This is a genomic window from Paludibaculum fermentans (genome assembly GCF_015277775.1).
In the GTDB taxonomy this organism is placed as follows: domain Bacteria; phylum Acidobacteriota; class Terriglobia; order Bryobacterales; family Bryobacteraceae; genus Paludibaculum; species Paludibaculum fermentans.
This window is the reverse complement of sequence record NZ_CP063849.1, coordinates 7109333-7127018: the sequence shown is the minus strand read 5'-3', so window position 1 is coordinate 7127018 and position 17686 is coordinate 7109333. Positions and strand designations below refer to the sequence as shown.

The 17686-nt window shown below is 61.5% G+C and carries 14 protein-coding genes; 13 read left to right on the top strand and 1 reads right to left on the bottom strand.

All coding sequences use genetic code 11. From position 1 onward, the window contains the following. Positions 1-19: 19 nt before the first annotated feature. The 11 genes from IRI77_RS28220 (at position 20) to IRI77_RS28175 (ending at position 13122) form a co-directional block, all read left to right on the top strand. Positions 20-412 (top strand): hypothetical protein, encoded by a 393-nt coding sequence (locus IRI77_RS28220; protein ID WP_194448314.1) that lies wholly within the window; start codon positions 20-22, stop codon positions 410-412. A 59-nt stretch (positions 413-471) separates the two neighbouring features. Then, a complete protein-coding gene (locus tag IRI77_RS28215) occupies positions 472-1965 on the top strand; it encodes a DUF1080 domain-containing protein (RefSeq protein WP_194448313.1) in 1494 nt (497 codons plus the stop codon). 367 nt (positions 1966-2332) lie between these two features. Beyond that, on the top strand, positions 2333-4225 hold the full coding sequence (locus tag IRI77_RS38735; protein ID WP_407674003.1) for a cytochrome c3 family protein: 1893 nt from the start codon (positions 2333-2335) through the stop codon (positions 4223-4225). Next, the gene (locus IRI77_RS28205) at positions 4222-7113 is read left to right on the top strand and encodes a hypothetical protein (RefSeq protein ID WP_194448311.1); all 2892 of its coding nucleotides are present in this window, start codon (positions 4222-4224) and stop codon (positions 7111-7113) included. Before IRI77_RS38735 ends, IRI77_RS28205 begins: the two co-directional genes overlap by 4 nt. Positions 7114-7267: 154 nt before the next feature. Beyond that, a complete protein-coding gene (locus IRI77_RS38420) occupies positions 7268-7396 on the top strand; it encodes a hypothetical protein (RefSeq protein ID WP_267239352.1) in 129 nt (42 codons plus the stop codon). 120 nt (positions 7397-7516) lie between these two features. After that, entirely contained in the window at positions 7517-7999 is a 483-nt protein-coding gene (locus IRI77_RS28200) for a hypothetical protein (RefSeq protein ID WP_194448310.1), read from the top strand. Further along, on the top strand, positions 7996-8856 hold the full coding sequence (locus tag IRI77_RS28195; RefSeq protein ID WP_194448309.1) for a hypothetical protein: 861 nt from the start codon (positions 7996-7998) through the stop codon (positions 8854-8856). Before IRI77_RS28200 ends, IRI77_RS28195 begins: the two co-directional genes overlap by 4 nt. A 2-nt stretch (positions 8857-8858) precedes the next feature. After that, a complete protein-coding gene (locus tag IRI77_RS28190) occupies positions 8859-10511 on the top strand; it encodes a hypothetical protein (protein WP_194448308.1) in 1653 nt (550 codons plus the stop codon). After that, complete coding sequence (locus IRI77_RS28185) at positions 10511-11293, top strand: hypothetical protein (protein ID WP_194448307.1); 783 nt, start codon at positions 10511-10513, stop codon at positions 11291-11293. The genes IRI77_RS28190 and IRI77_RS28185 overlap by 1 nt, the downstream gene beginning before the upstream one ends. Then, positions 11290-12198 (top strand): hypothetical protein, encoded by a 909-nt coding sequence (locus IRI77_RS28180; RefSeq protein ID WP_194448306.1) that lies wholly within the window; start codon positions 11290-11292, stop codon positions 12196-12198. The genes IRI77_RS28185 and IRI77_RS28180 overlap by 4 nt, the downstream gene beginning before the upstream one ends. Before the next feature lie 63 nt (positions 12199-12261). Then, entirely contained in the window at positions 12262-13122 is an 861-nt protein-coding gene (locus IRI77_RS28175) for a 3-keto-disaccharide hydrolase (protein WP_194448305.1), read from the top strand. A gap of 42 nt (positions 13123-13164) precedes the next feature. Here IRI77_RS28175 and IRI77_RS28170 read toward each other — a convergent pair whose 3' ends face one another. After that, positions 13165-13971: a 3-keto-disaccharide hydrolase gene (locus IRI77_RS28170; RefSeq protein ID WP_228486356.1), complete on the bottom strand. Its 807-nt coding sequence runs from the start codon at positions 13969-13971 to the stop codon at positions 13165-13167. Between the two features lie 546 nt (positions 13972-14517). Between IRI77_RS28170 and IRI77_RS28165 the strand changes: the two genes are divergently transcribed. Continuing rightward, a complete protein-coding gene (locus IRI77_RS28165; protein WP_194448304.1) occupies positions 14518-16065 on the top strand; it encodes a pyrrolo-quinoline quinone in 1548 nt (515 codons plus the stop codon). 70 nt (positions 16066-16135) lie between these two features. Next, positions 16136-17683, top strand: coding sequence for an outer membrane protein assembly factor BamB family protein (locus IRI77_RS28160; RefSeq protein WP_194448303.1), 1548 nt, complete (start codon positions 16136-16138; stop codon positions 17681-17683). Positions 17684-17686: the final 3 nt, after the last annotated feature.

The following is a 17686-nucleotide window of genomic DNA, read 5'->3' as shown; positions in this document are numbered from 1 at the left end:
GGCTGAATATGCTACGGGCATGCGCGACGGGCGACTCATTCTTTTCATTCTTGGCGCGCTGGGCATCGCGTATGCGGTGTTCGGCGCGCTTCACGATATCGCCTCGGGACGCCAGGACTCCTACTGGCTTGAATACGCGTTTCTGATCCTCAGCCTGCCCGCCACGACGCTGCTCCACTGGCATGCGGTGCAGACGCTGCCAGCACGTGAGCGCCTGGTGTGGCTGCTGACAGCGTCCGCGCTACTCGCGCTGTTCTGCCTCGCGGCGGCAACCGCCTCGGTCCGGCCGAAGCACACCAACGACGCGGCGGTCGGGTCGGCCTTACTGGTGATTGGAATCCCCCTGCTGGCGGTGGTGGGCCGCCAACTGACTCGCGCCGCATCAGGGCCTCATGAGAAAGCGGCCGATTGACGTCACACTGCGCAGGCAGGGAGGCATTCGCCATATACTGACGGCAGAGAACTTTCCCGATGCCGACCTCCGAAATCTCCCGCCGCGCTTTTGTCGCCTCTCTGGCTGCCGCCAGCCAACTGTCCGCCGCCGATGACGGCTGGCTTCCCCTGTTCGACGGCTCCTCGCTCAAAGGTTGGAAAGCCAGTGAGAACAAGGGGACATGGAAGGTGGTTGACGGTCTGCTGTCGAACGATGGCGGACGCTCACACCTTTTCTATGAGGGTCCAGTGAAGGGTGCGGACTTCCGGAATTTCGAGCTCGAAGCGGAGGTAATGACCAAGCCGGGCTGCAACTCGGGCGTCTATTTCCATTCCACCTATCAGGAGACGGGCTTTCCGCAGAAAGGCTTCGAAGTCCAAGTCAACAATACGGCGACGGGTGAGGGCAGCTACCGGGAACGCAAGAAGACGGGATCCCTTTATGGGGTCCGCAATGTCTACAAGCAATTTGTGCCCGACAACGAGTGGTTCAAGCTGCACATCTCGGTACGCATGAAGAACGTACAGGTGCGGCTGAACGGAATGTTGGTGGTCGATTACAACGAGCCCAACCCGCCCGTGATTGCCGAAGGCTCCGAGCGCGGCCGGTTCCTGGATCACGGGACTTTCGCGCTGCAGGGTCACGATCCGGGCTCCCACGCGATGTACAAGAGCATCCGTGTCCGGCCGTTATCCGATGAGCTCCCCACAACGAAGATCGCTTATCCGCCGCCGGACCAGACCTTCGTGGACATCATCAACTACGGCGCACACAACATCCCCATGGTCGATTTCCATGTGCACCTGAAGCTCGGACTCACTCTCGAGCAGGCGCTCCAGAAGTCGCGCCAGGATGGCATCATGTACGGGATCGCCGTCAATTGCGGCAAGGGCTTCCCCGTCCAGGACGACGCGACGGCCCGCCAGTTCGTCGAGAGCCTGAAGGGCCAACCGGTCTTCGTCGCCATGCAGGCGGAAGGCCGCGAGTGGACGCAAATGTTCTCCAGTAAGACAGCGGCGCTCTTCGACTATGTCTTCACCGATTCCATGACGTGGACGGACAATCGAGGTCGCCGGATGCGGACATGGCTGCCGGATGAAGTCGGCACGATCGCCGATCCGCAGGAGTTCATGGATACCCTGGTCGATCGCGCCGTGGGGATCATCGACAAGGAACCGGTCGATATCTACGTCAACCCGACGTTCCTTCCGGATGCCATTGCGAAGGACTATGCCAGCTTGTGGACTGAGGAACGGATGAAGAAGGTGGTGGCGGCCTTGGCGCGGAACGGCGTAGCGATGGAGATCAACAACCGGTATAAGCTGCCCAGCGCCCTATTCGTTCAGATGGCAAAAGCCGCTGGCGTCAAGTTCACGATGGGTACGAACAATACAGGTCCGGCCGATCTTTTGCGCTGTGAGTATGGTCTGCAAATCATCAAAGAGTGCAAATTAGGATGGCAGGACTTCTTTGTTCCGGGAGCCTCCGGACCTAAGGCAGTGGAACGCAAACCCAACGCTCTCAAGGCGTGAGAGACAACCTCAAACTGTTGAATTTTCCAACGATATCGGCAACCTGCAAACATCATTGAAACTGGCATAGCGATTGCTACGTAAGGGGAACTAACGAAGGGTGCAATAAGCTCTCTGAAGGCGTTCCAGCTTCTCCGTAACGGGTGATCGAGATTGCCGCTGCCCACCAGCAGGGCCTTCTCACAGAGCTGTCGGATTTGTATGTAGTGTAGCCTGGGCTACAATCCCGGGCTTCACCACTCGGCTTCTCCGGAAATTCTTACCGGAAGTTCAGCCGATATTACCGAACCACCGCCATGCTGAGGGCATTCACCTAGGAGTGGTGCGTACACACGCGCCGTTAGTGAATTCTGCAGTTGGGTTGGTAATGCTCTTACTAGGAATACGGGTTGGGGTAGGAAGCACGCTCCTGATCGGGCTGCTGTTCAATTTAGGGACGCTGCATGCGCAGATGTCGCCGGGAGAGCTGTCCCATTCTCACCAGGCATTGGAGGGCGCGCTAAAGTGCGCCAGCTGCCACAGTTTTGGAACAGGTGGAGCGCATCTCAAGTGCCTGGATTGCCACGTGGAGATCCGCCGGCGCCTGGAACAGAAAGCCGGCTATCACGCACAGATCATCCGGGGAACCGGCAACGCCGCTTCCAGTGACTGTGCCCGATGTCACGCTGAGCACAATGGGCGGGCCTTCGAGTTGGTCCGCTGGCGTGTTCCGAAAGCCAAGTTCGATCACCGCCAGGCCGGGTTCATGTTGCAAGGACGTCACGCCGGGCTGTCCTGCCAGCAGTGTCACCAACCCAAGCATATCCTGGACACCGCCAGGCAGGAACTGAAACAGAACGACCTTTCCAAGACGCTGCTCGGCCTGAGTGGGGCATGCGCAAGTTGTCATGACGACATCCACCGCGGAGCGCTCGGCGCCAATTGTGAGAAGTGCCATTCGCAGGATCAGTGGAAGAACGCCTCCGGCTTCCAGCACGACAAAACCGAGTTCCCCCTCACGGGTGCGCATACCAGGGTCCGCTGCGATGGTTGCCACAAACCAGTCGCTGCGCTCGGCAACCGGGTTCAGTACAAGAACTTCGTTTTCCAGGAACAGTGCAAGTCCTGCCATGCGGACAAACACGGAGGGGCATTCGCGGCCGACTGCCAGAAGTGCCATACCACGGAGAACTGGAAGACGGTCCACAGCGAATCCACTTTCGATCACAGCCGCACGAAGTTTCCTTTGGTGGGCCTGCACCGCGCCGTCGACTGCCAGAAGTGCCACGCGACGGCCAACTTCCGGACACCCGTAGCGCATGAGCGCTGCATGGATTGCCACCGCGACAAGCACCAGGGACAACTGCTCGCCCGGGCGGGTGGGGAGTGCGCTGCCTGTCATAACGAGTCGGGCTGGAAGACCATACTTTTCGACTCGGCGGCGCACGCGCAGACCCGCTACCCGTTGGGGGGTGGACACGCGAAAGTAGCGTGCGGTAACTGCCACCCCGGAGGAGGAACAGCCCTGAACTTCCATCCCGCCTTCGACTCCTGCCTGCGCTGCCACAAGGACCGCCACGCCGGGCAGTTTTCCGGCGCACCTTGGCGGAACCGCTGCGAGCAATGCCATGACGTCGTTGGGTGGAAGACGGTGCGCTACACCCTGGTGGATCACGCGAAGTCGAGTTTCCCTCTGGCCGGCGGCCACAAGGCGGTTCCATGTGCCGACTGCCACCACTCTGCCAGTGCGGCCGAACCCATTCAGTACCACGGGTTGAGGCAGGAATGCGCCGCCTGTCACGAGAATCCACATAGCGACGCGGCCAGCCCGGCGCTCAAGGGCAACTGGTCCTGCGATCAATGCCACACTGCGCGGAACTGGCGCGAGACTGCACCGTTCGACCACGGCCGGACCGCGTTTCCACTGCTCGGCCGGCATCGCGGGGCTCCCTGTGTTGGATGCCACAAACCCGCGACAGCCAATGCCCGCAGAACAATCGTGTTTCATACTGCGGGCAAAGAATGCGCCGCCTGCCATGCGGATGTCCACGCCGGGCAGTTTCGCGGCTCCGGCCAGCCACAGCCGGATTGCGGCCGGTGTCACGGGCCCACAAACTGGCGGGCCGACTCATTCGATCACCAGAAGCACTCCACCTTCTCTCTGTCCGGTGCGCACGAACGGGTGCCGTGCCGGATGTGCCACACCGGCCAAGCCGGTGCCACCGGAAGGGTGGTTGTCTATCGCGGAACTCCCAGACGTTGCGAGGCATGCCACGAATGAAGAGGATTGTCCTGACTCTGATCGCGCTCATGGGCTTGCCGGCCCTGCTGTCCAGCCAGACAGCACCGGGCGCCAACCGGACCCGCAACCCACATGGGCCGCTGAAGGTCGCTTGTGAGACCTGTCACACCTCCAGCAGTTGGCGTCCGCTCCGTGCCCAGCCGGAGTTCAATCACAACACAGAAACGGCCTATCCACTGCGTGGTATGCACGCCGGGGTGGCGTGCTCCGGCTGCCACGTTGCCAGAGTCTTCAAGGATGTGGGCCACACCTGCGCCGCCTGTCACGCAGATATCCATCGACGCCAGTTCGGGGGCCGCTGCGAGGATTGCCACACCGTCAAGGGCTGGAAGACCGCCGTCCAGCAGACACGTGAACATTCCAATCGATTCCCACTGGTTGGGGCGCACGCGAGCGTGCCCTGCGAGAGCTGCCATCGCGGCGCTGCGGTCGGGCAGTACCTTGGCCTGAGCACGGATTGTGCAGCCTGCCACACAGCCGATTTCGCGAAAGCCCAGAACCCGCCGCACACCAGTGGACGGTTCGCCATCAAGTGCGAGAGCTGCCACGGCATGGACACCTGGCGCGGCGCCCGCTTCGATCATCAGGCGGTAACCGGCTTCGCGCTCACCGGATCCCACACCACGCTGGAATGCCGCAGCTGCCACGTAGGCGGCCGGTATGTTGGAACGCCCGCGCAGTGCTTCGACTGCCACAACACGCAGTTCGCATCCACCACCGATCCGAACCACGTACAGGCCGGATTCCCCCGAGAGTGCCAGACCTGCCACACCACCTCGACCTGGCGCGGTGCTGTCTTCGACCACGCGGCGCGCACAACATTTGCTCTCACGGGTGCGCACACATCGGTGGCCTGCTCAGCCTGCCACGTAGCCGGGCGCTTCGCCGGGACACCGCAGCAGTGCGACGGCTGTCACATGCCCGACTATCAGAAGACCGTGAACCCGAACCACGCCGCGAGTGCCTTCCCGAAAGACTGCGCGAGCTGTCACACAACCACAGTCTGGAAGGGCGCCAAGTTCGACCACTCTCTCAGCCGCTTCCCATTGACAGGCGCGCACACCTCTGTCGAATGCGCTCTGTGTCATGTGGCGGGCAAATACACCGGCACGGTTCAAACCTGCGACGGCTGTCATATAAAGGCCTACGAGACCAGCACAAACCCCGCGCATGTTGCAGCCGCATTCCCGAAGACTTGCAACACCTGCCACAACACCACCCAGTGGAGGGGCGCCCAATTCGACCATGCGGCCAGCACGCGCTTCCCCTTGACAGGTGCGCATACATCGGTGGCCTGCCTCGGCTGCCATGTCGGAAACAAGTTCGCCGGCACAGCAGCAACCTGCGAAGGCTGTCACTTGAAGGACTTCACGGCCGCCAAGTCACCGGAGCACGCGGCCGCGGGATTCCCGAAGGACTGCACGGTGTGCCACACCACGACACAGTGGAAGGGCGCGAACTTCAACCACAACGCGATGACCAAGTTCCCCCTCACAGGCGCCCACTCTCCACTTGCCTGCCAGAGCTGCCATGTCGGCGGCCAGTTCGCGGGCACGCCGCAGACCTGCTCTGGCTGCCATTTGAAGGATTTCCAGGGAACGACTTCGCCCAATCATCAGGCCGCGGGATTCAGCCAGGAATGCGCCTCGTGCCACACAACCACCCAATGGAAAGGCGCCCAGTTCGACCACGGTAAGACCAGGTTCCCTCTCACCGGTTCGCACACAACGGTCGCCTGCGCCAGTTGCCATGTCGGCGGGAAGTACACCGGCACCCCGGCGGTCTGTTCAGGCTGCCATCTGAAGGACTACCAGGGCACCACGAACCCCAATCACGCGGCCTCCGGATTCCCAACAGACTGCAATGTCTGCCACACCACCGTTCAGTGGAAAGGCGCCAGGTTCGACCACGCCCAGACGAAGTTCCCACTAACGGGTGCACATACAACCGTCCAATGCGCCAGTTGCCACGTGGGCGGAAAGTTCACCGGCACGGTCTCCAACTGCGAAGGCTGTCACATGCCGGATTACCAGAAGACCATCAATCCGAATCATACTTCTGCCGGGTTTTCGACAAGCTGCTCCATCTGCCATACCACCACTCAGTGGAAGGGCGCGCAATTCGACCACGCAAGGACGAAGTTCGCACTGACCGGAGCGCACGTGGCAACCGCCTGCCAAAGCTGCCATATCGGCAACAAGTTCGCTGGGACTCCATCCACCTGTGAGGGCTGTCACACTCCAGACTTCCAGAAGACAACAAACCCCAATCACGCCGCAGCCGGCTTCCCAAAAGACTGCACGCTCTGTCACACCACAACCCAGTGGAAGGGTGCGGTTTTCAATCACACGACAATGACAAAATTCCCGTTGACCGGGGCACACCTTCAGGCGCAATGTTCACTCTGTCACGTGAGCAACGTCTTCAAAGGCACTCCACAGACCTGCGACGGCTGTCACCTGCCGGACTACCAGAAGACCACGAACCCGAATCATGCTTCTGCCGGGTTCTCCACCAGTTGCACCCTCTGCCACACGACCACGCAATGGAAGGGCGCAGTCTTTGACCACTCCAAGACAAAGTTCGCTTTGACTGGCGCTCACGTTGCAACGCCCTGCCAGAGTTGCCACGTCGGCAACAAGTACGCCGGCACCGTGTCCACCTGCGAGGGGTGCCACACTCCCGACTATCAGAAGACGACGAATCCTAACCATGTCACAGCGGGCTTCCCCAAGGACTGCGCCGTCTGCCATACAACCACCCAGTGGAAAGGGCAAGGGCGCCCTCTTCGACCACTCCAAGACAAAGTTCGCTCTGACCGGCGCGCATGTCGCCACACCGTGCCAGAGCTGTCACATCGGCAATAAGTACGCAGGCACCGTCTCCACCTGCGAGGGATGCCATACCCCCGACTACCAGAAGACGTCTACACCCAATCACGCGGCCGCCGGCTTCCCCAAAGACTGCATCGTCTGCCACACCACCACCCAATGGAAGGGCGCGAAGTTCGATCACACCGCCATGACCAAGTTCCCCCTGACCGGCGCCCATGTGCAAACGCAGTGCTCACTCTGTCACGTGAACGGCGTCTACAAAGGCACACCGCAAACGTGCGACGGCTGCCACCTGCCCGACTACCAGAAACGGTGAACCCGAATCACGCCTCAGCCGGCTTCCCCAGAGACTGCGCGGCCTGCCACACCACTACCCAGTGGAAGGGCGCGAAGTTCGATCACACCGCCATGACCAAGTTCCCGCTCACCGGCGCACATGTGCAAACGCAAGGGCGCCCTCTTCGACCACTCCAAGACAAAGTTCGCTCTGACCGGCGCGCATGTCGCCACACCGTGCCAGAGCTGTCACATCGGCAATAAGTACGCAGGCACCGTCTCCACCTGCGAGGGATGCCATACCCCCGACTACCAGAAGACGTCTACACCCAATCACGCGGCCGCCGGCTTCCCCAAAGACTGCATCGTCTGCCACACCACCACCCAATGGAAGGGCGCGAAGTTCGATCACACCGCCATGACCAAGTTCCCCCTGACCGGCGCCCATGTGCAAACGCAGTGCTCACTCTGTCACGTGAACGGCGTCTACAAAGGCACACCGCAAACGTGCGACGGCTGCCACCTGCCCGACTACCAGAAACGACCACCCCCAACCACGCCACCGCCGGCTTCCCCAAAGACTGCACGGTCTGCCACAACACGACACAGTGGAAGGGCGCCCAGTTCGACCACACGTCCATGACCAAGTTCCCCCTGACGGGCGCACACCTCCAGGCTCCGTGCCTGAGCTGTCACGTCAACAACACTTTCAAAGGAACTCCGCAGACTTGCCAGTCGTGCCACCTGGCGCTGTACAAGTCCACTACGAATCCCAACCACGCCGCGGCGGGCTTCCCCACTGATTGCACCGCCTGCCACAACACCACCCAGTGGAAGGGCGCGGTCTTCAATCACAGTGCGACGCGCTTTGCTCTCACCGGCAAGCATGCGACCACCCAGTGCAGCCTGTGCCATGTGAATGGGGTCTATGCGGGCACGCCCATGAATTGCGATGCCTGCCATCTGCCTCTTTACAACTCCACCACCAATCCGAACCACGTCACGGCAGGCTTCCCGAAGGATTGCTCAGTCTGCCATTCCACCACGCAGTGGAAAGGCGCGGTCTTTAATCATGCGCTGACGAAATTCCCGCTCACCGGCGCACATACCTCCGTCGCCTGCGCAAACTGCCATGTCGGCGGACGCTATACCGGCACCCCAACAGACTGCTACGCCTGCCATCAGAAGGTCTACGAGCAGGTTTCCAACCCCAATCACCTGACGGCCGGTTTCCCGCATACCTGTACCTCCTGCCACACCACCACGCAGTGGAAGGGTGCCAAGTTCAACCACAACTTCCCCATCTACACGGGCAAGCACGCCGGCAAGTGGACCACCTGCAACGACTGCCACACAACGCCGTCCAACTACGCGGTCTTCAGCTGTATCGATTGCCACGCCCACAACAAGACCGACATGGACAAAAAGCACAACGGGCGCAAGAACTACGTCTATGCGAGCCCTAGTTGCTATCAATGCCATCCGAAGGGGAACTCATAGCCATGTGGAGATGGATCGCCACATTTCTGGCGCCGGCAAGTGTCCTGCTGGCGCAGACAGCGTCTCCACCAATTCACATCCGCCAGGTTGTCGCAGGCGGTGTGTATCTGGACCAGGGGAGCGCCACCGGCTTGGCTGAGGGCATGAAGCTCACCTTCCAGCGTCTCGCTCCAGGTGAGGCTCGAATGTCCGCCAGAGCCGTCGGAGAAGGCGTCGTCGTCTCCGTCGCAACCCAGTCAGCCTTCTGCGAAATCAGAAGCACAGTCGACGACCTGCAGCCGGAACCCGGCGACCTAGCGCTGCTTGCCACCGCCGCCCAGGAAAACCTCGAGCGCATTCGCAACTCCGCCAGGCGTCAGCGCTACGCCCAAGTCGTGAGCTTCACCAGCGGCGATCCATTGGAGGAGGAGGTCCGCGAGTATGTGCCCAGCCCGCCGCTCACTGAAGAAGGCCGTCTCACCGGCCGTCTCGGTTTCGAGTGGAACTCGCTGAACGACCGCAGCGGTGCCGGTCTCTCCTCCCATCAGGAGGGCATGGCAATTCGGGTGGATTGGACCCGTATCGAGGGAACTTATTGGTCGATCTCAGGTTATTGGCGCGGTCGTGTGAATTCGACCAGTGGCGGCCAGGCGCAAACCCTGACTGACCTCGTGAACCGCACCTATCACATAGGCCTGTTCTACTCGAATCCGCGCAGCCCCTATCAACTGGGCTTCGGACGCGTCCTGCTGCCCTGGGCATCCAGCCTGAGCACGCTCGATGGCGGCTACCTGGCACGCTCATTCGGGAAGACCCTGACGGCCGGTGTCTTCGCCGGCTCCACTCCGGACCCCACCCAGTGGAACTACGACCCGAATCGCCAGATGCTCGGTACGTTTTTGAACGCGCAGCGCGGCAACTATGAATCCGCCCGCTGGAGTGGCACAGTCGGTGTCGCCATCACTCGCGTGCATTGGCGCCCGGAACGCCAATTCCTCTTCGCCGAGAACTCCGTCTTTGTCGGCACAAAGTTCACGCTCCTTCACACAATGGAAGCGGACCAGCGCAACCCGAGGCTGTTCGATGGCCAGACCGGACTGCAGCTCACGAGAAGCTTCACCAGCACACGCTTCCAGCCCCACCGCCGGGTTACTTTCGACCTCAGCCACAACCATCTCCGCGGCACGCCCACCTTCGACATCCGTCTGCTGGGTACCGGCCTCCTCGACAACTTCCTCTTTCAGGGCTTCAGCGGCGGCATCCGCGTCCAACCCATCGACCGGCTGACGCTGAGCGGCAACTGGGGGCGTAGCCACCGCGAAAATGACCCGCGCTCCTCCCTCAACCAGATGTACAGCGCGAGTTGGAGCCAGTTGCCCTGGATCAAATCCCGGCTGGAAGGGCGCTACAGCAGCTTCACCAGCAGCTTCGGCACTGGCCGCTACACCTCCTTTACGCTCACTCGGAATCTCGGCGAGCAGTTACGGCTCGAGGCCCAGGCCGGGCAGCAGGAGTTTCACGGGGCGCTGACCCAGCAAACGCGCGCGCGCTTCATCGGCGGCAGCATTGACTGGTCCTTCTCCCGTCACTACTTCGTTACAGGCGGCTGGATGACCTACCGGGGCCAGGTTCAAAACTATGATCAGACTTTTCTCACAGTGGGGTACCGGTTCTAATGCTCGCCATCGCGTCTTGTTGTCTGTTTGCGCTCGCCGTCCCTGCCGCCGCTTCGCAGGATGCTCCAGCCACTCTGCTGCAGCGGGCACAGAACCGCGCCGAGCAGTTCGCCACCGAGTTCCCGTCCATGGCCTGCACCGAACGCCTCGAACAATTGAAGCTCTCCGATGGCTCCAAAGTGCAGGAGCACCGTGAGAGCGAATTCGACTACCTGCTGCTGGTGGACGCATCCAGTGGCGACTTCTCGGTGGAGGAATCCCGTATTGAGAAGAAGCATCAAAAGCTACCGGGGCAGCCGTTGCTCTCAACAACGGGCTTTGCCGTCCTGCTCATGATCTTTCTGCCGCGCTTCTCCGGCAGTTACCACTTCGAGCAACTGGAACCACAAATGCTCGACGGGGTGAAGTGGGCAAGACTGAGCTTCGAGCATGTCGGCACGAAGGATTCACCGTCAGTACTCGAGGTCTCGGGCCGTCAATACCCTATCCCCTGGAAGGGCGTTGCCTGGCTCGATGAGTCCACCGGCCAGGTTCATCAGATTGAATCGGATCTCCGCGAACCGCTGGAAGACATCGGCCTCGTCGGGCTCCACAGTCTCGTGCGGTACGGAGCGGTGGGGGCCGCATCACAGGTTTGGCTGCCGCTCTCCGCTGTCATCGATGCGCGCACCCGTCACCAGCACTGGCGCAACACACACACGTTCGCGGGTTACCGCCGGTTCTCGGTCGAAACGGAATCGAAGGTTACCCAGGTCAAGGGAGACACCACAGGTAAGCAATGAGTACTGCTCGAAATGAACTGCCCCATCGCCTGCGCGCCGCACTTCTCATGTTCGGCGCAATGGGGCTGATCCTCTGGCTCACCGCTATCGGATTCGACTACTATCGCCTGCCGCTGGCGGAACGCCCTGTCCACCCCAGGCATTGGCAACTGAGGCCGTCGGGACAGATCGGCCTCCGCGTGGGGATGCTCTCGCTAGGGATCTTCCTTTGCCTCTTCCTCTATCCACTGCGGAAGCACTGGAAACCGCTGCAACGAATTGGGAAAACGCGTCACTGGTTGGACATCCACATCATCCTGGGACTCGCCGTGCCGGTCCTTGTCACGTTTCACTCCTCGCTCAAACTGCAGGGCCTCGCTGGAATGGCCTACTGGATCATGATGGCGATCGTCGTCAGCGGCATCGCCGGCCGTTACCTGTACGCCCAGATTCCGCGCAGCGTGACAATGGCGGAGGTCAGTTTACGGGAATTGCAGGATACGAGCCAGGACCTGAACCGCGAGATCCGCAGCCAGGAAGTTTTCGACGGAGCAGACCTGCGCGAAGCCCTGCAATTGCCGTCCGCCGCCCAGGTGGATCGAATGCACCTGTGGCAGGCCATCGCCTGGATGTCGTGGCTGGATGTATTGCGACCCTTTCGAATGGCGCGCCTACGCCGGCGGGTTCTGAGCGGCAGCGAATTGATGTTCTCCCTGGGTGGCCTTCGAAGCTCGAACCATCCCGAATTGGAAGCAGTACTCGCCATCGTACGCAGGCAGGGCTGGCTGACGGCCAAGATTCTTTTCCTGCGGCGCGCCGGCGAGATCTTCCATCTCTGGCACGTCATTCACAAGCCATTCAGCTATTCCTTTGCGGTCCTCGTGTTTCTCCACATCGGGCTCGCTGTGCTGATGGGCTATTTCTGAAAACCGCGCGGCAGACCAGGCCGGCTTTCCGGTGCGCCGCCCAATCGATATACTTGGCACGTCATGAAACCGATACTCATCGCCCTTGCCCCGATTGTCTTGCTGGCCCCGCTTTTCGCGCAAGCTCCCGCCGGAGCCCAGGACCAGAAGGACTGGGTCCAGCTCTTTAACGGAAAGAACCTGGACGGATGGAAGCCCAAGATCACCGGCTACGCATTTGGTGACAACTTCGGCAATACATTTCGCGTGGAAGACGGCCTGCTGAAGGTCTCATACGACAAATACGACCAGTTCAACAGCCGCTTCGGCCACATCTTCTACAAGGACAAATTCTCGCACTACATCATCGCCGTCGAATACCGGTTCACGGGAGAGCAAGCCAAGGGCGGCCCGGCGTGGGCGTTTCGCAACAGCGGCATCATGATCCACTGCCAGCGGCCTGAGACGATGGGCAAGGACCAGGATTTCCCTATTTCCATCGAAGTGCAACTGCTCGGCGGCAACGGCAAGGATGCACGTAGCAACGCGAATGTCTGTACGCCCGGCACCAATCTGGTGATGGATGGCTCACTGGTGACGAAGCACTGCATCAATTCCACGTCGAAGACGTTCCATGGCGATCAGTGGGTACGGGTGGAGGCCGTGGTGCATGGCGACAGCGTCGTACGCCACGTGGTGAATGGAGAGACGGTGCTGACCTACGAGATGCCGCAGGTCGGCGGCGGTTCAGTCACTAACTTCGATCCCACGGCGAAACCCGACGGGATGCTGTTGAATGAGGGTTTCATCTCGCTGCAGAGTGAAAGCCACCCGATCGAGTTCCGCAAGGTGGAATTGCTGAACCTCGTGGGCTGCATCGACCCCAAGGCGAAAAACTTCAAATCGTACTACGTCAAGGCAGACAACTCAGCCTGCAAGTATTAGGGGAATGGGCCGGAGTGCGCGAACCCGGCCCCGCGCACTCCCTTAGAACGTTTTGAGACGGATGTTCTTGACTTCGATCTTCATCCCGGTGCTGGTGAGGTGGAGCTGGAGTCCGATCACTCCGTCCATCTTGCGTTTCGTGGTGTCGTCGTCCACCAGCGTGGCCATCACGTGGCCGTTGATCAGCTGGATGATCGTATTGCCACGGGCAATGATGTGGATCTCGTTCCAGTCGTCGTTCTTGATGAAAGCCTTCAGCTCCTCATTCTCTCCGACCTTGCCCACCATGCCCGTCTTCTTGCCGTCACCCACATAGGCAAACATGCCGCGTAGGGCGAGGAAGCCCCGGCCGCGTTCTTCATAGATCTGTCCCGTGTACTGCTGCTGTGCGTCGATGTCCGCCTGGTAGCCCTGCAGCACCCACTTCGCGACATCAGGCCGCTCGATACTGCGGTACTGGATGCCGCTGTTGCCGCCGGTCATCCGGTATTGCGCCTTGAATTCGAAGTCCGCCGGCTTGCCGCCGCGCCAAATCGCAAAGATGTTCTGCTTTGGCTGATGATCGGCCTTGGTCTCACCCACAATTGCGCCGTCTTCCACCCGCCAGAAATCCGGATCCACATCCCAGCCGTTCAGGCTCTTCCCGTCAAAGATCTGTGTGTAACCCGACTCTTCCAGCGGCGGCACCAGATTCGCCGGATTCATGGCACGGCCCGCACCGCGCGGACGACCCTGTGCACCCGCTGCCGCACCCGCCGGCGGCGCCTGCTGCGCGAAGACGGCGGCGCCAATCGCCATGCCGCAAACGATCACCCGCATCAGCTTGGATGGAACGCCATTCAGATTCATACCTTGCTCCTGGCCCCCTACGTAAAGTGGCAATAGCCCGGCGCGATTATATCAACTGTCCCAGGGTGGCAAGAACGACCTTCCGGACAGCTCCCAGATTGCCGGATCTCAGATCCGAGCAATAGCACCCAAAACCCTGCAGGGTCCTGACATGGTTTGATCGAACGTACTTGCCAACGGTCACTTTTGCACCATAGAGCAGGCCGCCGAGGCCACGGATCCGCCGGAGGCGACGTAAGAGGCAGCGCCTGAATGAGCTGTGTACGCTTGCATTCACACGCTTTCCAAACAGCACTGTGCCGGTACCGCCGCTCGATCCGGCAGCACTTTGGTATCCAGCGCTGACTTCCCCCACACCCACCGCCCGCGCCTCGCCGGGTCCCGTAGCCGGTGCCGATGGTGGTATGTTACTCAACATCGGCGGAGAGGCTGGCTGGATGAAGGATTTTGATCGATAGTCGCGATGGCGTCCGTCGTCGCGTGCACTTCCAATCCTATGCGTGCTCTGGCACCCCGTTTGTTAGCCGAGATGAGGAGATGGCACTGATGCGAAGACACTTTGTTTGGATCCTGGGACTGATGGGCTGCGGCCTGCTCTATGGCGCCGACTGGCCCACTGACGGCGGCAACCCGCAGCGTACGGCATGGCAGCAGGACGAGAAGATTCTCACCAAAGATAATGTGAAGAATCTGAAGGTCCTCTGGAAACTGAAGCTCGACAACGTACCGCAGGAGATGCATTCGCTCTTCGCGCCGATGATCGTCGAGAACGTACCCACCCCCAGCGGTCCGAAGGAGATCGGCATCGTCGGCGGAATCTCCGACAACATTTATGCCATCGACGTCAAAACGGGGAAACTCCTCTGGCAAAAGCATTTTGAGTATCCTGAGCCGGAACGCCGCGGCCGCCCGGGCGATCCGCTCTGCCCGCCTGGCATGACGGCCGCGCCGACAGTGGGCCCGGCCGCCGCCAATGGGGCACGAACGCTCTACGCCCTCGCGGGCGATGGCAAGCTGCACTCGTTGAGCGTAGGCGATGGGGAGGAAGTCGCGCCGCCGTTCCCCTTCGGCTATCCCAACGGTAAGCACTACTCGCTGAACCTCTGGAACGACATCCTCTTCACCTCCACCTCGCAGGGCTGCGCCGGCAATCCAAACCAGATGTGGGCAGTCAATCTGAAGGACCCCGAGCACAAGGTGATGGTCGCCCACCCGAAGAGCGGCGGACTCTGGGGCCGCAGCGGCGTCGCCATCGACTCCACCGGCACCGCCTGGGCGCCCACCGGTGACGGCCGCTATGACGCCGCCAATGAGGTCTATGGAAACGGTCTGATCGGTGCAAAAGTCACCGGCGGCGAACTCAAGATCCGCGACTGGTTCGAGCCTTCCAACTGGGTGTGGCTGCAGAAGCGGGACCTCGACATGCAAGTCACCCCCGCCATCTTCGACTACAAGGGCCGCGAACTGATGGTCACCGGCAGCAAGGAATGCCGGGTCTACCTGCTCGACACACGCTCCGCGGGCGGCGAGAACCACATGGTCCCCATGTTCCGCACCCCGCTGCTCTGTAACGAGGAAGTCGACTTCCAGTCAGCGGGAATCTGGGGCAGCATGGCCAGTTGGCTCGACGATAAGGGCACCCGCTGGGCCCTCACACCCTTCTGGGGCCCGTCTCATCCGAACTTCAAGCCTCCCGTGTCGCACGGCCCGGTGGAGCACGGCGCCGTCGTCGCCTTCAAGGTGGAAGAGGTCAACGGAAAACCGCAGCTGACCCCGGCCTGGATGTCCCGCGACATGGATCAGGCCGAGCCGCCCGTCATCGCGAATGGCATCGTCTTCGCCTACGGCAGCGGCGAGAACACCCGCCAAGCCTACCCCGACAAGGGACTGGCCGATTACAGCCCCCTCCGCATCAAGGCCTCCACTCATGCTGTTCTCTACGCCCTCGATGGGCAGACCGGCAAGGAACTCTACAACAGCGGCGACGAGATCTCGTCGTTCGTCCATTTCGGAGCCTTGTCCGTGGCCAATGGCCGGGTCTACCTCGGTTCGTTCGACAGCGTCCTCTACTGCTTTGGCCTGCCGGGGAAATAGCACCATGCAGCTCAATCTGACGATTCCGCCCCACAACGTCCGTGCCACGGGAATTCTTCGAGGTGATTTCATGAGATCGATTGGTGCACTGGTTCTGACCGCGATGGCAACCGCCGGCATCGCCACCCCGCAAGGCCGGCCGGTCGACTGGCCCTCCGCCGGGGGTGACGCCCGCCGCACCGGCTGGGCAAAGAGCGATGTCCGCATCACCAGGGACAACGTCAAGGACTTCCAGCTTGTCCTGAAAAGCAAAATCGACGGCCCGGCCCCGGGCAGCAAGGCCCTGACGCCGCCCGTCGTCATCGGCCTGCTCATCTCCTATAAAGGCTTTAAGGAGCTCGGCTTCGTCTACGGGAATTCCGGGGATCTGTGGGCCATCGATCTCGACCTGAACCGGCCATTCTGGAAGACAAAGCTGAATGCCCCCGCGCAGGGTGGACCTGAATGCGCCAGCCTCGCCACGGTCCCGGCCCTCACCCCGCCTGCGGTCTTCGGCCGCCGTCCAGGGGGCCCCAGACCTGCCGGTGGCGCTGCAGCCGCGACGCCACGCCCCACGCTGCCCGCGCGCCTGGGCGGCGGCGGCTTCGGTGGCTCCCGCTCCGTCTACGTGCTCGCCGGTGACGGCACCCTGCACATGGTCAACTCTTCCGACGGCAGCGATCAGTTCCCTGCTCTCAAGTTTCTGCCCGCCAACACCAAACCGGCCAGCCTGCTGATGACGGACAACACGGTCTATGCGATGACCACCGGGGGTTGTGGCGGTGTGGCGAACGCAATCTATGCCATCGACCTTGCCCAGGAAGAGACGTCCCCCGTCTCGTTCCCGCTGGCCGGAACCGACCCCAATGGCACTGGCGGTTTCGCTGTCGGCAACGACGGCACAGTTTATATCCAGACGGGCTCCGGCGTCTCCGATCCTGCCAGCGGCAAGTGGGGCAACGCGCTGCTCGCCCTCAGCTCCAAGAAAGTCGAGCAGAAAGACTACTTCCTCCTGCCCAAGTCCGCCGCCAGGAAGAATCCGGCCCTGAACGTCACCACTCCAGTAGTCTTCGAGTTCAAAGGCCGCGATGTCATCGCCACTGCCTCACCGGATGGCCGCATCGTCCTGCTGGATTCCAAGTCGCTGGGCGGCGCCGACCACAAAACGCCGCTGGCTCAGACCCCTGTCATCGCCTCTTCGCAGGGTGGTATCACAGGCGGACTCTCCACATGGGAGGATGCCGACGGTGCCCGTTGGCTCGCCGCTCCGGTCTGGGGCGCCCTCAACAGTGCCTTTAAGCCCGCGGCCGCAAATGGCGCTGCACCCAACGGATCCATCGTCGCCTTCCGCGTCGAAGAGAAGGACGGCAAGGTCGTCCTCGTGCCGGCCTGGGCCTCGCGCGACCTGAGGTCGCCGGTGGCTCCTGTCATCACGAGCGGCGCGCTCTTTGCCCTCTCGACTGCGGGCCAGGCCACGCTCTACGGCTTGGACGCCGCGACAGGCAAGGAACTCTACTCCACCGGTAACCAGGTCACGGTCCCAGCCAGCCTGACGGGCCTCACCTTGGCGAACGGCCGCGTCTTCTTCACCACCACCGACAACACGCTCTACGGCTTCGGCATCTTCATGGAGATCTGAAGC

What these genes read in the sequence shown, in the direction of transcription:
- IRI77_RS28170 (WP_228486356.1), bottom strand. Translation starts at nt 13,971, where the DNA reads ATGAATCTGAATGGCGTTCCATCCAAGCTGATGCGGGTGATCGTTTGC.
- IRI77_RS28190 (WP_194448308.1), top strand. Translation starts at nt 8,859, where the DNA reads ATGTGGAGATGGATCGCCACATTTCTGGCGCCGGCAAGTGTCCTGCTG.
- IRI77_RS28165 (WP_194448304.1), top strand. Translation starts at nt 14,518, where the DNA reads ATGCGAAGACACTTTGTTTGGATCCTGGGACTGATGGGCTGCGGCCTG.
- IRI77_RS28180 (WP_194448306.1), top strand. Translation starts at nt 11,290, where the DNA reads ATGAGTACTGCTCGAAATGAACTGCCCCATCGCCTGCGCGCCGCACTT.
- IRI77_RS28160 (WP_194448303.1), top strand. Translation starts at nt 16,136, where the DNA reads ATGAGATCGATTGGTGCACTGGTTCTGACCGCGATGGCAACCGCCGGC.
- IRI77_RS28185 (WP_194448307.1), top strand. Translation starts at nt 10,511, where the DNA reads ATGCTCGCCATCGCGTCTTGTTGTCTGTTTGCGCTCGCCGTCCCTGCC.
- IRI77_RS28205 (WP_194448311.1), top strand. Translation starts at nt 4,222, where the DNA reads ATGAAGAGGATTGTCCTGACTCTGATCGCGCTCATGGGCTTGCCGGCC.
- IRI77_RS28200 (WP_194448310.1), top strand. Translation starts at nt 7,517, where the DNA reads ATGTGCAAACGCAAGGGCGCCCTCTTCGACCACTCCAAGACAAAGTTC.
- IRI77_RS28175 (WP_194448305.1), top strand. Translation starts at nt 12,262, where the DNA reads ATGAAACCGATACTCATCGCCCTTGCCCCGATTGTCTTGCTGGCCCCG.
- IRI77_RS38735 (WP_407674003.1), top strand. Translation starts at nt 2,333, where the DNA reads ATGCTCTTACTAGGAATACGGGTTGGGGTAGGAAGCACGCTCCTGATC.
- IRI77_RS28220 (WP_194448314.1), top strand. Translation starts at nt 20, where the DNA reads ATGCGCGACGGGCGACTCATTCTTTTCATTCTTGGCGCGCTGGGCATC.
- IRI77_RS28215 (WP_194448313.1), top strand. Translation starts at nt 472, where the DNA reads ATGCCGACCTCCGAAATCTCCCGCCGCGCTTTTGTCGCCTCTCTGGCT.
- IRI77_RS38420 (WP_267239352.1), top strand. Translation starts at nt 7,268, where the DNA reads ATGACCAAGTTCCCCCTGACCGGCGCCCATGTGCAAACGCAGTGCTCA.
- IRI77_RS28195 (WP_194448309.1), top strand. Translation starts at nt 7,996, where the DNA reads ATGACCAAGTTCCCCCTGACGGGCGCACACCTCCAGGCTCCGTGCCTG.